The organism is Chryseobacterium polytrichastri (genome assembly GCF_900142445.1).
Classification (GTDB): domain Bacteria; phylum Bacteroidota; class Bacteroidia; order Flavobacteriales; family Weeksellaceae; genus Chryseobacterium; species Chryseobacterium polytrichastri.
Map to the genome: position 1 here is coordinate 13,644 of NZ_FRAV01000014.1, position 19,015 is coordinate 32,658.

A 19,015-nucleotide genomic window follows, 5' to 3' on the forward strand; every position below is an offset into this window, starting at 1 on the left:
TAATAAGTGATGTGATTTTTTTTATTAAACAATAATCTATATTATTGTTTTTAAGGATGTTGTTGTAATAAAGGATAGTTGGAATAGTTACTTTCCTGTTTTTTATTTTTTTGTAAATAAGGGATCATTGAAATCATTTCATGTTATTGTTGATTAATAGTTTTATATGTAAAGTTTAGTATCTCGTGTTTATGTAATTACTCTGCTTTTTTTCCTGCAAATTTATTCAGCTTCATTGTTAAAGAAAACATGATGTACCGTTTTAAAATAAGGTCTTCACGATCTTCAAAATAAGAGTTGGTAATCGTTCTTTTTACACTTTGATTTTGGTTTAAAACATCATAAATTTTAACTTTTGCAATCAATTGTTTGTCAAAGAAAGAATAGCCAAGACTCGTATTCCAGAAATAATAATCTCTTTTGAGGCCAGGGGCAAAGTTTGAACTCGTACTGTAAACGAAATCATTTCCAAATACAAGATTACTTTTCAGTATGTAATTTGTAACTTCTACTTTTAATGATTGGTTGGTAGTTTGTACTTGGTCAATACTATAATTCGTATAGCTTGAAGAGTTATACCCGATAGAATAGGATGGTTTTATTGTGAATTTATCGGGGATCTCGTAGGTCAGATTAATTCCAGGGTTTATACTATATGAATTACTCGTAAATTTTTCATCATTAATAAAACCTCTTTTATAATCGTAGGTCATATTAAATGTAGGATTAATGGTGAATTTACTTTTCTCCCATTTATATGTTTTGGCAATGTTTCCTCCTAAGGCAACGGTTTTATTCCCGCTAACATTGGCATACGTTATAAACTGCTTTCCGGAAGCGTCATAATAAGAAAAATTGGTGATGTCATTGTTGATGTAACCAAAATCTACATTTACATAATAAGTAAGATTTTTAATAAGATTGAAATTACTAAAAAAAATAGAGGATTTATTCGTCCATGTACTTTTTAGATCAGGGTTTCCCTGATAGCTAACGAGTGGGTCAGAAAGATTTAAATAGGGAATTAATTGGCTGGCAGAAGGTGTTGTAAAACCTGAATAATTAGTTAATGTTAATCTCTTAGTTTCGGAGAATGCATATTGGAAAACTGCATTGTAGTTAGGCAGAAAAAAACTTTTTTGTAAATCATATTGTTGCTGATTAAAAATGGAACTCGTTTTCATATCAGAAATATCCAGGCTTAGAGAGAACCAAATATTGAATTTCTTTTTGTTGACCGATAACGTTAATTCTGGAGAAATCTGATTGATCTTCTGATTCAGGCTGTTGGATAAAACCGAATTATATTTTGAATATTTCCCTGTATTCACATCAAAATCGTTGACCTCTTTAAAATCACTGCTTAATTTTGACTGGTATCTTAAATTAGCTGTTAAGCTCACAGAATCAGAAATAGGTTCGGTATAGCCTGCGGTGAAACCATAATCGTTATTTTGACTTTTATTTTTAGCGAGTTGATCTCTATTATCGTTCGGGTTATTACTTTGATAGAATATAGTTTTGGACTTGCTGAGATCATTATTTTTAACTTCCGAAATAGAAGTGTTGATGCCTATATTGGCTGTTCTTCCTTCTTTTTTGAATCTTTTAGAAATATAGATATTAGGACTAAAGGAATTGTTTTCTGAATTGGAATTGGAATAAGAATCACTTTCATTAAGAAGGATATTATCTTTTAAAGTGGTTGAGGTAGAATTATTAAAACTGAAATTTTTGCTTTTAGAGAAAGAAGGTGAAAAATAAATATCAGTTAGAGAATCCAGTTTTATTCTTGTTGAAAAATTAAAATTATATTGTTCGGTTTCGCTTTTACCTTTTGATTCTGAATTTGTTTTTAACGTAAAGTCAGGAAGCAGTGTCGTTCGTGAAACCTTTGATTGGGTTTCCAGATTATTTTTAGATTGTAGCAGACCAAAATTATCCAAATCAAAATCTTTTCCGAATTTATCATTGTAATTAAGTCCTATTGTTGAGGATTTTTGGAGCCCTTGTTTTGTTTGAGTACCTCCATTATTTCTCATACTGTCAAAAACTTGGTCACTGGAATAGCCTTCAGAATTGATGTTATTGGAAGAAGCGACTACACTTATTCTGGTATCATTTTTAAAATAGCTTAAAAATGCATTGCCTTCATATCTTTTATCGGAGCCATAGCCAAGAGTAAGTCTGGAAATAAGCCCTTTATTTTTCTTATCATCAATGGTAAAATTAATGGTAGTGTTTTTTGATTTTGGCGTTTTTCCGCTTAATTCTTCCTCTTTGGTTTTAGTGGTTGTAAACTGAATGTTTTTGATAATATCGGCTGGAAGATTCTGTAAAGCAATCTTACCGTCTTTATTGAAGAAAGGTTTCCCATTGATCATGATTTGATCTACTTCTTTACCATTTACGGTGATTTTTTTATCATTACTGATTTCCACACCGGGAATCTGTTTTAAAAGTTCTTCAATTTTACTGTCGGGGCGTACTTTTAATGAAGAGGCATTAAACTCTATGGTGTCTTTTTTTATTTTAATCGGAGAGACCTTAATTTTAACTTCTTCAATGGAAAAAACAGCATTTTTTTCGAGCTCAATTTCTCCTAAAGAAATAGATTGGTCTATTGCCTCAAAGTTTTTGGAAAAAGAACTCAGTTTATCAAAATCGATCTTTAAAATGGTGGGGATATTCAATTCATCCGTTTTCAAAGAAAATTTACCTTCTTTGTTGGATGCGGTATAGTTGATGATTGAAGAATCTTTTTGTTTTAGGAGATACACGGTAGCATTTTCGATAGGTTTCTTTTCAAAATTTAAAATTTTACCGTTGATGCTTAATTTTTGAGCAGCTAAAATACCCATGTTGAATACAATAATCCACAGCAATAGAGCCTTTTTCATTATAATGTGTGCATTTCTAGGGCGTAAAAATAAAAAAACACCTCCAAAGTAGAGGTGTTTAAAATTAATATTTTTAAAATATTAAGCTTTCAAATATCTTGAATAGGCATAACCTTCTTGTCCGTCAGCGTTTTTCACTTTCCACCAATCGTCAGAAGTTTGCTCAATTAAAGTAACTGCAGAACCTTTTGCCGCTTTACCAACAACAGCAGCTTCTGTAGAAGGCTCTTGTCTTATGTTTAGGTTAGAATCTTCTGTAGCAACTGTAAGAGATGCTCCTGCAGAAAGACCTGAAACCTGTACGTCAATATTAATATCTGTTGCAGAGTAAGTAGAATCAATTGCTCCTAAAGCATTCCAAACAGCATCTTTTGAAGCAGTGTTTGAAGCACTTCCTGAAACATAAAGAATTCCATCTTGTTCCTGAACCTGAAGGTCTGCAATCCCAGCTGACTGAGCAGCAGAAACTACGCTTGAATATTTATCTTGTAATGTGCTCATTTCTAATTATTTTACAACTAAGTTATTATTATATTTTCCAACTTTCAAAGCATCTACAGATTCTTTGATTTTTCTTGCCTGTAGAGCAGAAACATTTCCTGTAAGTGTTAAAGTTCCATTTACGGCTTCTACTTTTACAGAAGGGAAATCTTTAAGAGCATCTTTTACTTTCTTTTGAACAGCAGGATCTAATGCAGAAGTAGTTTCAACAGGAGCTGCAGCTACAGGAGCTGCCTCAATTGTTGCCATATCATGCACTCCTTTGATACCTTTGATTGCTTTAAGTTGAGCAATCATAGCATCTTTAGAAGTCTGATCAGCAAAAGTTCCGCTTAAATGAGCTTGTCCTTCTTTTACTTCAACAGAAGCACCAGGATTAGAGGTTACGATTGTTGTAGCCTGAGTCTGAAGATCGGCATCAGAAATTTTCTTTTTACAAGAAATTGATCCGAAAGATACTGCTATAGCTAATGCAGCCATTGCGATAGTTTTTTTCATATTGTATATTTATTTAATGTTGTTAATACAATCAAATGTAATAATAAAATTTATACCAAAAGGATTAAAATTAAAGAAATGTTTCTTGTTTTTTTTTCAATATTTTATAAATCAGACTATTAATTTTAATGTAATATAAACTTAATATAAATTTATTACAGTTTTAATAAATCTTGTGCCAACTTAAAAACTATTATATTTGCGAAACTTGAATTTATATGAAAGGACAAAATAAACTTTTTATAGCAATTATCATTGCACTTATTATTGGTGTAGGAATTGGGGGTGTGGTGCATATGCAGTATCCGGAAAGCGCCGAACCTTTTTCCAAGAATATCAAACTTTTGGGAACCGTTTTCATTAGATTGGTACAAATGATTATTGCCCCTTTGGTTTTCACAACGTTGGTTGTGGGAATTGCTAAAATGAGCGATATTAAAATGATCGGAAGAGTAGGAACAAAAGCCATGCTATGGTTTATTTCTGCCTCTCTGATGTCTCTTTTTATTGGTTTGATCCTTGTAAATTGGCTTGAACCGGGACATGTAACTAAGCTTCCTATTCAGGACGTTTCTTCTGCTGATGAATTATTAAAAAGCAGCAAAGGATTTTCTATGGAAGATTTTGTGAAACATGTTGTTCCTAAGAGTATATTTGAAGCTTTTGCCACCAATGAAGTATTACAGATTGTAGTATTCTCCATTATGTTTGGAGTGGCTTTGGCTAATATGGGAGAGGAATATGCTCAACCGGTTATCAAATTATTTGATATTGTAGCCCATGCAATCCTTAAAATGGTAGCCTATATCATGTGGTTTGCACCGCTTGGAGTTTTAGGAGCTATTGCAGCCGTAGTTGCCGTCAATGGTTTCGAAATTTTTAAAGTATATGCCATTTATCTAAGAGACTTTTTCTTTGCATTAGGTGTTCTTTGGCTGGTTTTATTATTGGTAGGTTATCTGATCTTAGGAAACCGTCTTTTCGAATTATTAAAAAGAATAAAAGCACCTTTATTAATTGCTTTTTCTACCACAAGTTCAGAAGCTGTATTCCCTAAATTGGTAGAAGAGTTAGAACAATTCGGATGTAATAGCAGAGTAGTATCTTTCATTTTACCATTAGGATATTCATTCAACTTAGATGGAAGTATGATGTATATGACGTTTGCATCAATTTTCATTGCTCAGATTTACGGAATTGAAATGACAATCGGACAACAAATTACCATGCTTTTAGTGCTAATGCTTACCTCAAAAGGGATTGCAGGAGTTCCAAGAGCTTCTTTGGTAATTATTGTAGCAACGTGTTCAATGTTCGGTATTCCACCAGAAGGGATTGCTTTAATTTTACCAATTGACCATTTCTGTGATATGGGAAGAAGTATGACAAACGTTTTAGGAAATGCGTTGGCCACTTCTGCTGTTTCGAAATGGGAAGGACAGTTGGAAAATCCCGGTGTTGAAGTGTAAATAATAAATTTTCAATATAGCGAAGGCTAAAGAATGGTCAATAGTGAATTTTTAGGATTTATTATTGACCATTTATTTTTTATTTGAAGCTATTCACGCTTTTAAAATTTGTCATTGCGAACCGAAGGTGAAGCAATCTCATTTATAATAATCAGATTACTTTACTTCGACAGCCTAAGCACAGGCTCGCTTTGGTCCTCGCAATGATACCAAAATTGCTGAATGAAGTACCCCTTTGTGAACAAAAAATATTCTCAATAATTGTAAAGAAAATCTTTGCGATCTTTGTGTTTAAAATAGATTCAATAAAAAATCAAATTATTAATGAACTTACAACATCATAAAAATTCAATTTCTGAAAGCGGCTTCACAGTGATCAATACGATCTTTTCTGATGAAGAAATTGATAAGATAATTCACGTTCTCGAAAATATAGATACCTCCAAAGAAACTTTCAGAAAATCTGAAGATCTGTTTGCAATAAGACAGTTCCTGAAAGAAATTCCTGAGGTTAATGAATTGATATTTAATGAGAATATTAAAATAATAATCAAAGATATTTTTGGGGACAAATATGTTGCTGTAAAAAGTATTTATTTCGATAAGCCTGAAAAATCAAATTGGTATGTTGCCTATCATCAGGATCTAACGATTTCTGTGGATAAGAAACTTGAATTGCCCAATTTTGGACCCTGGACAACCAAGCAGAATCAGTTTGCAGTTCAGCCGCCTTTAGATATTCTTGAAAATATTTTTACCATCAGGATTCATTTAGATGATACTGATGAAAATAATGGAGCGCTAAAAGTAGTTCCACAATCACATGCTAAAGGAATTTACAGACCAGAAACAATAGACTGGAACGTAGAAACCGAGAAGATCTGTAATGTAGAAAAAGGAGGAATTATGATTATGAAACCTTTGCTTCTTCATGGTTCCAATAGAACAACTAATGGTAAAAAAAGAAGAGTGATTCACATTGAATTTTCTGATAGAGAACTTCCGGAAGAGTTGAATTGGTCTGAAAGGATGAATTAAACCCAGAATGTCATTCTGAATGAAACGAAGTGTAGTGAAGAATCTATTTTTCTCTCGCAGATTGCACAGATTTAGCAGCTGTTTGCGTTAAAAAATCTGCGCAATTTGCTAAATCTGTGAGAATTAAAATAAAAACAAAACCTCTTTCAAGCCGAAAGAGGTTTATTATTTAAATCAAGAAAGTTAAAATTATTTCACAGAAATCTCATCAATAAAGATATACGATTGTCCGCCAGCTCCCTGATGCCACTCCGGAAGAGCCCCGAAATGATAAGCCTTTACTTTGACATAGCGGGCTTCAGTCGGAAGAATATCTGCCCCGAATTCTTTGGTCTGAATGGTTTCATCTTTGGGATCAATTGTATTGTCAATCGTTTTTAATAAAATGAAATCTTTACCATTCATGGAAGCATAATATTCTACTTTTTTAGGCATCATAATCCATGCTCTGCTGTCTTGAAGGTAAGTTGAAGATAATTTTGAGATTTGCTGAGGTGACTTCATATCAATAATCGCTTCGAAAGTTTGCCCTTGATAGCCTAGCCATTCTCCTTTTCTCCAATTGATGTCTCCGTTAATACCATCAATTAATGATAACTTTCCGCTTGCGGTATATTGTGGAGTGGGAGTGGAATTGACGGTGATATCCCAATTATTCGGTCTTCTGTTGAAATTGGCTGTTACGACTGAACTTTTCTCCCCTTTTCTTTCAGCATAAGCAGAAACTTGGGTTGTTTTAGCGATGGTAAATGGCTCTTTGTATACTTTAAAAGTCTTTCTCACATTTGCATCACCTGCATCCATTGTCATGAAATATAATTTGTCATTAGGGTTCAGTGCAGTAATCTCAACTTTGGTAGAGAAATCGAAAATTCGGTCTGCTTTAATAACCGGAGAAGCAGTCAGTTCTTCATATTTAAAATCTTTGAATGATTTTGCGTTTTCAAATCCCAATTTTTTAAGCTCTTCTTTGTTGGTATTTTTGGTAATTGTTTTTGTTGTTCCGTCTTCTAAATGAATTTTAACCTCATCAAAATAAGGCGTGGTGGTCTGCCATTCAGGTAATCCTGGCGTTACAGAATAAATACCTATTGCGCTTAGAATATACCAAGCACTCATCTGTCCGCAATCTTCATTCCCAATGAGACCGTCTGGGGTATTTTTATAAAAATGATCAAGAATATATTTGATTTTTGCATCGGTTTTTTCCGGCTTATCAACATAATTGTATAAATAAGCAATATGATGGCTCGGTTCGTTTCCTTGCGCATATTGTCCCATTAAACCTGTGATATCCACCTGTTCTCTTCCGGTGGTTGTATTAGGTGCAGAGAAAATAGCATCAATAAATTGTTCAAATTTTTCTTTTCCTCCATGTGCTGAGATCAATCCGGGAATATCTTGCTGAACAGAATAGGAATAGTGCCACGAGTTTCCTTCTGTATAATTGTTGTTTACTTCTCTTGGCTCAAAAGGTTCATACCAATTTCCGTTTTTTCTGGGCTGCATAAATCCGTTATTGGGATTGTATAAATTTTTCCAATTTTGAGAACGCTTCATGAAATATTGGTAATCTTCTTTTTTACCTAAAATTTTAGCCATCTGAGCGATGCACCAGTCATCATAGGCATATTCAACTGTTTTAGAAACGCTTTCATGTTCGTCATCAATTGCAATATAATTATTTTGTTTGTAGGCATTTAATCCAAAAATATCCAACATTGCCGAATGTTTAGAAGCCTGAAATGCTTTTTCGTAATCAAAACCTGTAATTCCTTTAGCCATTGCATCTACAATTACAGAAACCGAATGGTAGCCGATCATACATTCCGTTTCATTGGAAGCGAGTTCCCAAACGGGTAATTTTCCACCCTGCTCGTATTGTTTAATGAAGGTATTGATGAAATCGGAAGTCCTTTTTCTATCAATTAAAGTCATCAAAGGATGTGCTCCTCTGAAGGTATCCCAAAGCGAAAAAACGGAGTAATAATTGAAGTCTTTTGCGGTGTAAAATTTGTTGTCGCGACCTCTGTATTTTCCGTCAACATCCATATTGATATTCGGCTGTGTGAAAACATGATATAATGCGGTGTAGAAAATAGAGAGTTTATCTTTATCAGAAGATTTAACTTCAATTTTTGATAACTCTTTGTCCCAATCTGCAACAGCCTGTTTTTTGATCAATTCAAAATCATTAGATTGACCTTCAGCTAACATATTTTTTCCTGCGCCTTCATAGCCTGTTGGAGAGATGGCCACTTTTACACTGATTTTTTCTCCTTTTTTAACTTGGGTTGAAAATGCTAAGGCTAATTTAGTTCCTGTAAAAAGGTTATTTTCTTGTTTTCCATTCACTTCTTTTTTTGAAATTTTCAACGGTTTTGAAAATTCAATTCTTGCATAAATATATTGGTTGGTTGCCCAAGCTTCACTTCTTCGGAAAACTTCAATGGTTTTATCATCAATTATTTTAACCTCACCTTCCAATAATTTATCTCGGTGATTTAAATCTAAAATAATGTTGGCGTTTCCTGCATTATTGAAAGTGTATTCATGATAGCCAACTCTTTTCGTAGTTGTTAAACGAACATCAATATTGTTTTTGTCTAGCTTAACAGCATAAAATCCTGCCGAAGCTTTTTCATTATTATGGGAGAATTTTGAAGAATAATCTTTGCTGTCAACGCTTGGATTTCCCATGGTAGGCATCAGCATAATATCTCCGTAATCCGACACTCCGGTTCCGTTAAGATGGGTGTGCGAAAAGCCATAGATCACAGAATCCGAATAATGATAACCACTACAACCATCCCAACTTCCATCGATTCTTGTATCGGGTGAAAGCTGCACCATTCCAAAAGGGGCGATGGCTCCCGGAAAGGTGTGTCCGTGTCCTCCCGTTCCGATAAAAGGATTTACATATTGCGAATAGTTTTGTGAAAATAAGGTATGCGTAATAAATAGGGAGGCTAGGATTAGGATTCTTTTCATAGGATGATTTTATCTCAGCGAATATATTAAAAAACGATAGAACAGGATGTAATAAAAAATGGGTGAGGGTTGTCCTATTAAAAACTATTAATATGAAGAAAACAGTATTTTCGATCATTGTGCTGTTACCAACTTTTGCTTTTTCGCAACGCATTACCGGAAAAATTAATCAGAATGGAGATGCTCTTTCTTATGTGGAAGTTATTGCTGTTAAAGATAAATCCAAACAGACTACCATTTCGGATGAAAAAGGAAATTATACGTTGAAACTTCTTGAGAATGGAAACTATAATATAAAATTGGTACAGGACGGAGCCGAAATATCAACTGTTGATGTATTGGTAAATGGTGATATAAAACAAAATTTTTTCATCGATAAAAAACAGGAACAACAGATTGAAGGAGTAACTGTTACCGCTAAAAAAAGATTGATTGAAAGAAAAGCAGACCGATTAATCTTTAATATTTCCAATTCTATTGCCTCACAGGGAATGGATGGGGTAGAAGCATTGAGCAATACTCCTCAGATAAAGGTAGATGAAAATACTGGAATTTCGATGGTTGGCAAAAGTGGAATAGCAGTGATGATCAACGAAAGGATGCTGAACCTTTCAGGAGATGAATTGATTAAATATCTTAAAAGTATAAGATCCGAAAATATTGAAAGAATAGAGGTCATTACAGCACCTCCTGCCAAATATGAAGCGCAGGGAAATAGTGGTTTGATCAATATTGTTTTAAAGAAAAATCAAAATTTGGGTTGGAATGGGAGCTTAACAACCAGCCTTTTACAGACGACTTACTTTGGGTTTTCTAATTCTGCTTCTATTAATTATCAAAATGAAAAGCTGAGGTCTTCACTGAAACTGAGGCAGTATGACAGTCAGAAACATTCTTATGAAAACTACAAGATTGTAGGCGCAGACGGATTAGCAAGTTCAGATGATAGAAGGGACTTTTGGAATGGCGCAGGTATTAATTTAAGTTTAGATTATGAGCTCAATAAAAAATCGAGTATAGGATTGGTGTATGATTATGGATTTGGAGATTCGGGAATGGATATTACCAATACTTCAGATTATTTTCAAAATGGAAACTACACCAATACTTTGTCTACCCATGCCGAGCACCGTAATAAAAACAAGCAGAATACAATAAGTGCTTATTATGATATTAAATTTGGGAAACTGAATAATAAACTAAGTATTACAGGAAACTATTTTTCTAATACTCCGAAGAGTAATATTGATTTTACTACGGTAAATAATTTAGGAGGTTCCTTTGTCATCAAAACGCCTTCTGAATTAAATTACAAAATTTATTCTGGTCAGGCAGATCTCACGCTTCCTTATACATTTGCTAAGACAGAGGCGGGTATTAAATTCACCAACTTCGATAATGATTCTGACATCAAATACGAGAGGCTTACAGATGGAAATTACATAACAGATCCTCTGAGAAGTAATCTCTTTAAGTATAATGAGAAAAATTATGCAGCCTATGTGAGTATGGAAAAACAATTGACTGAGAAATGGTCTGTTAAAGCTGGGCTCCGCTATGAATATTCTATGATCAACGGGAACTCTGTTTCTTCTGATCAAAGGACAGAAAACTCTTACGGAAAGTTTTTCCCTACAGCCTATTTAACGTATAAAGCCAATGAAAATAATACCTTTAATCTTAATTATTCGAAAAGGATAAACAGACCGGGATTCCGTGCAATCAATCCATTCCGATGGTATACGAACATCAATTCATACTATTCAGGGAATCCGGCTTTAAGTCCTTCTATCAATCATAATTTTGAATTATCTTATTTGTATAAAGGCAAGTTTTCAGCTTCAGCATATTTCCAAAGAGAATTGGATGCTTTCAGCCAGGTTGTTACCTTAGAAGGACAAGATAAGACGAGTAATTTCTATAATTTTTTCAATAAAAACAGTACGGGAATTTCTTTGAGCTATTCGGACACGTTCTTTAAATTTTGGGAAGCGAATTATTCTGCAGATTTTTCTTATATGAAAACTCAGGTTTTTGCGACAGATGCCGCTTCCAGAAAAGGAAACAGCGCCAGTTTCAATATTCAGAATAATTTTTCTTTACGTAAAGACAAAACGATTCAGTTTTTCATGAACTATTGGTTCCGTTTGCCTTCAAGCTTAGGAAATACCTATTCTTATTACGTGGGGAATTTTACGTCCGGCATAAAATTAAACATGATGAATAAAGATCTTCAGATGAACATTTATGTTTCTGATATTTTTAGACAGGCTAAAAGTCATGGTGAAATTTATTATCAGGATTCTACTCATTATTTTGATAATTATTATGACGGAAGAAACCTTACTGTTTCTCTAACGTATAACTTTGGAAATAAAAAAGTAAAAGGAGCAGACCGCAATGTGAAATTTGATGAAAAGAACAGAGCGAATTAAATAATCTAGTTAAAATCAATTTGATACTATTGAAAGAGGATATCAATTTCGTTGAGCAAATGATAAATTCATTAGTTGTTAAATCAAGCTAAAAGATGAGCTGAGAATAGTTGTACATGATTTTGGTCATGCTTTTCAGGAAAAAAGTAGAAAATAGCTTAGTAATCTTATTTATCACCTTGTGTTATAGATTTTATTGATTCTAAATTGACGAAAAAATCCGTAAATTTGTGAACAATTTATAGCAATATTTTATGTTGACGAAAGAAAAGGTTCAGGATTTCCTTAAAGAGATAGAAGTAGATGACTTAGTGACTAATTTTCAAGTGATGGGTAATGATGTCTATATCGACATGACAGCTCACTCACCTGCAATGCACGAAAAAAAGAAGCTTGAAGCAGCAATGAAGCAAGCTTTTGCAAGTGAATTTGGAGAAGAAATTAACTTAAAACTTAAAATTGTTTCTCCAGAGCCTAGCGAAATTCAGCAAAGTCAGATCAAAGGAAAACAAATTCCTGGGATTCAAAATATTATCGCCATTGCTTCCGGAAAAGGAGGTGTTGGTAAGTCTACGGTGGCTGCAAACCTTGCAGTTACGTTGGCAAAAATGGGTTTCAAAGTAGGATTATTAGATGCCGATATTTATGGGCCATCTGTTCCTACCATGTTTGATACAGAAGGTCAAAAGCCAATTTCTGTAGATGTAGATGGAAAAAGCTTAATGAAACCTATCGAAAATTATGGTGTGAAAATGCTGTCTATAGGATATTTCTCAGGAGCAAATCAAGCGGTAGTATGGAGAGGCCCGATGGCTTCAAAAGCATTAAACCAAATGATAAGAGATGCAGCTTGGGGAGAATTAGACTTTCTATTGATAGATCTTCCTCCTGGAACAGGTGATATTCACTTATCAATCATTCAGGAAGTTCCGGTAACAGGAGCAGTGATTGTAAGTACTCCTCAGCATGTTGCTTTGGCAGATGTAAGAAAAGGAATTGCAATGTTTAATATGGAAAGTATTAACATTCCGGTTCTTGGATTAGTCGAAAATATGGCGTATTTTACACCGGAAGAATTACCTGACAATAAATATTATATCTTTGGAAACCAAGGAGCGCAATATTTAGCTGATGATCTTGGAATTCCTGTGTTAGGAGAGATTCCTTTGATTCAAAGCATCAGAGAAGCTGGAGATGTTGGTAGACCGGCAGCTTTACAGGAAAATTCTAAAATTGCAGAAATCTATACAGAGACTGCCCGTAAAATGGTAGAAAGTCTAGTAGAAAGAAATAAGCATCTTCCTCCAACGGAAGCGGTGAAAATATCCACAATGGCTGGATGTTCTCCAAAAGCAAAATAATAATAATTTTCAATAGAATTTTTGAAAAACCGAATTGAACCGAAGAAAAAAATATGGAAACAAATATTACACACGAAGATACTGTAACAAGAGTAATGGAGGCTTTAGATAGTATTCGTCCGTTTTTGAATAAAGACGGCGGAGATATTGAGCTTATTGATGTGAAAGACAACTCTGTTTATGTAAAACTTTTAGGAAATTGTTCCGGATGTTCTCTGAATTTTTCTACCCTAAAATTAGGTGTTGAAACTACCATTAAACAACATGCTCCGGAAATTGAAAAAGTAATTAACGTAGAGTAAAAGAATAAAAATTAAATATTTTTAAAGACAGGTTTTTTAAGCCTGTCTTTTTTTTGATTTCCAAAGAAAAGTTGTAATTGATTTGAGGGATTGTGTTGTGTCTTTAGAATCTTAAAAATGATTAATGAAAATTTTCGATGAAGCTATATTATGAACCTAATCTGAAAATAGTTATACTCGATCCACCATCAACGTTTCCTACTGCAGAATAATTATTAGATTGCCCAAAATACCATAAACTTAGGGTATCATTTTTATTTAACGATACTACATTGGAAAAACTACTCGTTGAGTCAGCGTTATTTCCCCCACTTGAAGCATGTATACCAAAAACAGTACCTATCACTGCGGATTCGTTAACTCTTAACTGGCATTTCCAGTACTGCCCATCAGTATAGGTTCCCATAAATGCTCGGGCATTGAAATTTAAATAATACAAACCTGTTTCTGGAACAGTAAGGGACATACCGCTGTTAACCCAGATATTGGCTTTATTAGTCATTACTATAGGACTGTAAGATGATGTAGAAGCATATTTAATGGGAGTAAAACTCCATGAAGCTAAGCCGAATTCGTCTGATGTTAAAACTTTTCCTTCACCCTGAGTTCCATCCACAATTTTAACAGCACCAGGGGTTGCAGATTTTATATCCAACTTCACAGAAGGTGAAATAGTTCCAACTCCTACGTTTCCTAAAGAATTTACTGTAAAATCATTAATTTCCTGTGTAGAAGAAGGAGCTCCTGTTGAGGCATTATCTTTACCTCCGTCTACATGGAATGTTGTTCGGGGATTTCCTGTGTTAATTCCCACTTGAGCGTTTGATGTTGCAGCTGCTGCCAAGAATAATAAAGAGGAAACAATTTTGGTCATGATGTTAATTTTATAAGTTATTGTCAAGAATTTTTCATGGCCAAAACTACTTATCAAAACCATCTAAATGAAATGTTTAATCTACCATTATACTACTATTGGTAATTCTTTAATTTATAAAAAAGAATATTCTATGATCTATCTTTTTGATTTAAAAGTTTGATGAATGCTGAGGGTAATATTTCTGTTTCTTTTTTAAAGACAAGAGTGAATTTATTGGGGGACGAAAAGCCACATTCTTCAGCTAAGGAAGCAATTTTAAATTTTCTGTACTCAGGATTATTTTGAAGCTTATCAATAATATAGGTAATTTTCAATTCGTTGATATAATTATAAAAATCTTTCTCTTTATGAGTATTGATAACATAGGAAAGATATCGGTTATTGGTATTACAATAGGTTGCCAGATAAGGAAGTGATAAATTTTTAAGATTAAAAAGTGTTGACTCTTCAAACTCTTTCAGTTTAGACAGTATTTTCTCTTCTGTCTCCGATGTCATGATTACTGCTTTGTGATCAGAAATTTTAGTATCAATAATTTTTTCAGGTAACGTTTGTGCTGGTTGAGTATTTTCAATTTTAGAAATAAGTGATGAGGCTGTATTTGTGTAGCTAATTACGCCTCGTTTTCTCTCATCCGATTTTTTTAGAATTTGCTTAAAACGTTCAATAATTCTTTTTTGCTTTCTTCTGTAAAATATAAAATAGATGCAGCTACCAATTAATAATGAGCTACACAAAAAGATGAGAAATTTATTGGTACTACTTTTTTCTTTTATAATAATGTTTTCTTTCTTTAGATTTGAATAAGTAGCATTAATGATATCGTTAGATTTGTCCGCCAGATTGTCTTTTATTGAATCTCTTTTTCGTGCTAGATCACTCACTTTATTCATATTCTGGGTAAATTCATAATATCTTTGAGAGGTGCTGTACATCACATTTTTTAGCTCAAGATCTTTTGATTTTTTTGAAAACTCTTCCATGAGATTTATGTATTTTTTTGCTTCGGAAAGATTATTCCAATCCATATATATCATAGCTAAACCATTATATGTAAGGCAGGTAATAAAGTTGGTAGGTACTGTATGTAATAATTTCAATGCATTCTCGTAATGTAATTTTGCTTTATTAGTCTTTTTAAGTTTATAATAATTAAGGCCAAGCAATTGTTCGTTATTTCCTGATCTTGTGGATGAAATTTCAGGACTTTGTTGTATTGCATTAAAATATGATTGAGCTTTATTTATATAGGAAATAGACTGATTATAATTTTTCTGATGCTCTTCATAATAAGCCATTTCCTGCATGAGAAGACCTTTCATTTCATTGGCAAACTTTTGATCTTCAATTTTTTCAGACACTTCATATGCTATTTGGTGATACATTTTAGAATCGTCGTAAAGTCCTAAAATTCGGTATTGAGTGGCAAGAAAGCCATATACTCTAGCTTTTCCGATATTATTATCTGTTTTAGAAATAATTTTTTCGGCTTTTAAAGCAAATTCAATAGCATTTTTCAAGTCTCCGGAGTGTTGATATAAAGCTGCGGTAAGCATTAGACTTCTAATTTTCAAAATAGGTGTTTCTGAAATAGTATATAGTGAATCAGCCACTTGAAGTGCTTTTTTCATATCTGTCTCAGAGGTTTCTGTATAAGTTTTATTATAAATAGAGTTATAAGAATTAAGATCCTGAGAATAAAAAAAGTTTGTGAGAATAATAAATATAAAGATGAGAAAATTATTCATTGAGTTGTTTATTTTGTAGTTAATTTTCAGTGATAAGAAATGTATTTATTTTTATAATCTAGTTATAGTGGGGATTTGTGAGTAAAATTTACGGTGCAAAAATATGTTTTTAGAGAGTTACTTAGTAAGTCTGTATATTAAGAAAGAATAACATATTTGTTTTTGTCTCTCTATATATTCTGAGGTTAAAAAAAGAGTAGATCAATTTAACCTATATGAATTAATATCATTAAATAGGTTAAGTTGTTGGTAAGTAATTATCTATTGCCATTTTAAGTAATGGGATTAAAGGAAACAAAAGAAATTAACTTCCTACTGGTGAATAAATTTTCAATTGTTTTTATATATTACCATTATGCGCTTATTGATAAATTATTGTATCGTATAACAAAAAACGAAATATAATATAGTTGAATTTGTATAGCTTTAGATAAATAAACCAGTAGGGAAAAATGTTAGTTTCAAATAAAAAAAGTGATGCTAATTTTTCAATTATGAGCATGATAAAATAATAGAGAAGCAATGAATATAAACATATATTGGTTTAAAGGGTTTTTTAGTGTTTTCATTCGGAAATCTCATATTTTTTGAGTATATTTGAGAAAACACACAATTTATGTTTGAATTTCTTCAAAATTTAGATTCTCTTCATCAGGGGTTTTGGTATATTGCCTTAGGTGCTAGTTTATTTTTTTTACTTCAAACTATTTTAACTTTTATTGGGAGTGGTCATGGAGGTGATTTTAGTACCGATATTAGTGGTGATGTGAGTCATGATACCCCTTTTCAGTTATTTTCTTTAAGAAACCTCATCAATTTTCTGTTGGGCTTCGGTTGGGGTGGTGTTGCGTTTTACGATTCTATAGGAAGTAAAACTCTTTTAATCATTATCTCAATACTCATAGGAGTTGGTTTTGTAGTTTTATTTTTCTTTTTAATTATTCAAATATTAAAATTAACGGAAGACAATACTTTTAAAATGGATAGCCTGATCGGAAAAGTAGGGGAAGTTTATCTTACCATTCCAGCGACTATGAGTGGAAAAGGGAAGATTTTGATTTCTTCTAACGGAACTAGCCATGAGCTTCAGGCCATGACGGAATCCGAAGAAAATATTCCGACCAATCATTCTGTAAGAGTGATTTATATTTATGACCAAACCCTTGTTGTCGCAAAAATTTAAATTATAATAACCTATATATTCTTCATTTATGGCAGTACCCGGAACACTTATTCTAATCGTAGTAATTGTATTTGTACTATTCGTTACATTTTTAGCCCTTATTTCACGGTATAAAAGATGTCCTTCGGATAAAATTTTAGTAATTTATGGTAAAACAGGAGGAAGCTCTGCAAAATGTATTCACGGTGGTGGTGCCTTTGTATGGCCTGTGATTCAGGATTACGCTTATTTAGATTTAAAACCAATTTCTATTGAAGCGAATCTTACGAATGCTTTATCCAGACAAAATATCCGTGTGGATGTACCTTGTAGATTTACCATTGCGATCTCTACAGAAACAGATTCTATGGGAAATGCAGCAGAAAGATTATTAGGATTGGCGCAGGAGCAAATTCAGGAGCTTTCTAAAGATATTCTTTTCGGGCAGCTTCGTTTGGTCATTGCAACGATGACGATTGAAGAGATCAACTCAGACAGAGATAAATTCTTAGATAATATTTCTAAAAATGTTGATACAGAGCTAAAGAAAATTGGTTTAAAATTAATCAACGTAAACGTTACGGATATCAGAGATGAATCCGGATATATTGAAGCTTTAGGTAAAGAAGCGGCAGCAAAAGCAATCAACGAAGCAATTATTAGTGTTGCTGAGCAAACAAAAATTGGGGAAACTGGAAAAGCAATTGCAGACAGAGAAAAAGATACTCAGATTGCTGAGACACAAAGAGACAGAGATGTTAAAATTGCGATTACTCAAAAAGATAGAGAAGTAAGTATTGCAGCTGCAGGTAAAGATGAGGCTATTGGTAAAGCAGAAGCAGCGAAAGAAGCGCGTATTGCAACTTCATTAGCCAATTCAATCGCTGTAAAAGGGGAGAATGAAGCTAAAATTACGATTGCCAACTCTGATGCTGAAAGAAGAGAAAAAGAAGCTGAAGCGTTGAGAATTGCAACAGCAGCAGAAAAAGTGCAGGCAGCGAGATCATTGGAAGAATCTTATCTTGCTGAACAGAAGGCGGAAACAGCCAGAGCTGAAAGAGAACGTTCTACACAACAGGCGAATATTGTTGTTCATGCTGAAATTGCAAAACAAAAAGCAATTATTGATGCACAGGCAGAAGCAGAGAAAATAAGAGTTCAGGCAAAAGGAGAGGCAGACGCTATTTTTGCTAAAATGGAAGCGGAAGCGAAGGGTCTTTACGAGATCCTGACCAAGCAGGCTGAAGGTTACGATAAAATAATACAGGCAGCTGGTGGTGATACCAACAGTGCCTTCCAGTTATTGTTAATTGAAAAACTTCCAGAATTGGTTAAAACTCAGGTGGAAGCGGTTAAAAATATTAAGATCGATAAAATTACAGTTTGGGATAGCGGAAACGGACAGGATGGTGGAACTTCTACCTCAAATTTCGTTTCAGGAATGATGAAATCTGTACCGCCTCTGAATGATCTTTTTAATATGGCAGGATTAAATTTACCAGAGTATCTTAAAGGAAAGCCTGAAGAAGTGAAGAAAGAAATCATTACAACAATTGAGAAAAAAGAGAAGAAGAATTTTGATGATATGACCACGGGAAATGATACTCCGACAGGAGATCTCCCAAGAGCATAAATTAAAATACAATGATATTTACAAGACAGGTTTTTATAAGCCTGTCTTTTTTTTATAACTCTTACTGGATTTAGATGTAGTAACTTACTAGAAATAGTAT

The 19,015-nt window shown here is 33.3% G+C and carries 13 protein-coding genes; 7 read left to right on the forward strand and 6 right to left on the reverse strand.

The window, feature by feature from the left end; genetic code table 11:
- Positions 1-197: 197 nt before the first annotated feature.
- The 3 genes from BUB80_RS10245 to BUB80_RS10255 form a co-directional block, all read right to left on the reverse strand.
- Positions 198-2,900 (reverse strand): outer membrane beta-barrel protein, encoded by a 2,703-nt coding sequence (locus BUB80_RS10245; protein WP_073292834.1) that lies wholly within the window; start codon positions 2,898-2,900, stop codon positions 198-200.
- 81 nt (positions 2,901-2,981) lie between these two features.
- Positions 2,982-3,401, reverse strand: a complete 420-nt coding sequence (locus tag BUB80_RS10250; RefSeq protein WP_073292835.1) for an SH3 domain-containing protein — start codon at positions 3,399-3,401, stop codon at positions 2,982-2,984.
- A gap of 6 nt (positions 3,402-3,407) precedes the next feature.
- Positions 3,408-3,899 (reverse strand): BON domain-containing protein, encoded by a 492-nt coding sequence (locus BUB80_RS10255; protein WP_073292836.1) that lies wholly within the window; start codon positions 3,897-3,899, stop codon positions 3,408-3,410.
- A 218-nt stretch (positions 3,900-4,117) separates the two neighbouring features.
- On the opposite strand from BUB80_RS10255, the gene BUB80_RS10260 reads away from it, so the two are divergent.
- Positions 4,118-5,368, forward strand: a complete 1,251-nt coding sequence (locus BUB80_RS10260; protein ID WP_073292837.1) for a dicarboxylate/amino acid:cation symporter — start codon at positions 4,118-4,120, stop codon at positions 5,366-5,368.
- Positions 5,369-5,692: 324 nt separating this feature from the next.
- Positions 5,693-6,406, forward strand: coding sequence for a phytanoyl-CoA dioxygenase family protein (locus tag BUB80_RS10265; protein ID WP_073292838.1), 714 nt, complete (start codon positions 5,693-5,695; stop codon positions 6,404-6,406).
- 189 nt (positions 6,407-6,595) lie between these two features.
- Here the strand turns inward: BUB80_RS10265 and BUB80_RS10270 are convergent, their stop codons facing one another.
- Positions 6,596-9,397: a GH92 family glycosyl hydrolase gene (locus tag BUB80_RS10270; RefSeq protein WP_073292839.1), complete on the reverse strand. Its 2,802-nt coding sequence runs from the start codon at positions 9,395-9,397 to the stop codon at positions 6,596-6,598.
- 92 nt (positions 9,398-9,489) lie between these two features.
- On the opposite strand from BUB80_RS10270, the gene BUB80_RS10275 reads away from it, so the two are divergent.
- The 3 genes from BUB80_RS10275 (at position 9,490) to BUB80_RS10285 (ending at position 13,495) form a co-directional block, all read left to right on the forward strand.
- A complete protein-coding gene (locus tag BUB80_RS10275; protein WP_073292840.1) occupies positions 9,490-11,832 on the forward strand; it encodes a TonB-dependent receptor domain-containing protein in 2,343 nt (780 codons plus the stop codon).
- A gap of 254 nt (positions 11,833-12,086) precedes the next feature.
- Complete coding sequence (locus BUB80_RS10280) at positions 12,087-13,193, forward strand: Mrp/NBP35 family ATP-binding protein (protein WP_073292841.1); 1,107 nt, start codon at positions 12,087-12,089, stop codon at positions 13,191-13,193.
- Between the two features lie 53 nt (positions 13,194-13,246).
- Positions 13,247-13,495 (forward strand): NifU family protein, encoded by a 249-nt coding sequence (locus BUB80_RS10285; RefSeq protein WP_073292842.1) that lies wholly within the window; start codon positions 13,247-13,249, stop codon positions 13,493-13,495.
- Between the two features lie 148 nt (positions 13,496-13,643).
- On the opposite strand, the gene BUB80_RS10290 is transcribed toward BUB80_RS10285, so the two are convergent.
- Together BUB80_RS10290 and BUB80_RS10295 are read right to left on the reverse strand one after the other, a co-directional pair.
- Complete coding sequence (locus BUB80_RS10290) at positions 13,644-14,369, reverse strand: hypothetical protein (protein ID WP_139262644.1); 726 nt, start codon at positions 14,367-14,369, stop codon at positions 13,644-13,646.
- 131 nt (positions 14,370-14,500) lie between these two features.
- Positions 14,501-16,120, reverse strand: coding sequence for a helix-turn-helix domain-containing protein (locus BUB80_RS10295; RefSeq protein WP_073292844.1), 1,620 nt, complete (start codon positions 16,118-16,120; stop codon positions 14,501-14,503).
- Between the two features lie 616 nt (positions 16,121-16,736).
- On the opposite strand from BUB80_RS10295, the gene BUB80_RS10300 reads away from it, so the two are divergent.
- Positions 16,737-17,303, forward strand: a complete 567-nt coding sequence (locus BUB80_RS10300; RefSeq protein WP_073292845.1) for an NfeD family protein — start codon at positions 16,737-16,739, stop codon at positions 17,301-17,303.
- 28 nt (positions 17,304-17,331) lie between these two features.
- Positions 17,332-18,915, forward strand: a complete 1,584-nt coding sequence (locus BUB80_RS10305) for a flotillin family protein (RefSeq protein WP_073292846.1) — start codon at positions 17,332-17,334, stop codon at positions 18,913-18,915.
- Positions 18,916-19,015 lie beyond the last annotated feature (100 nt).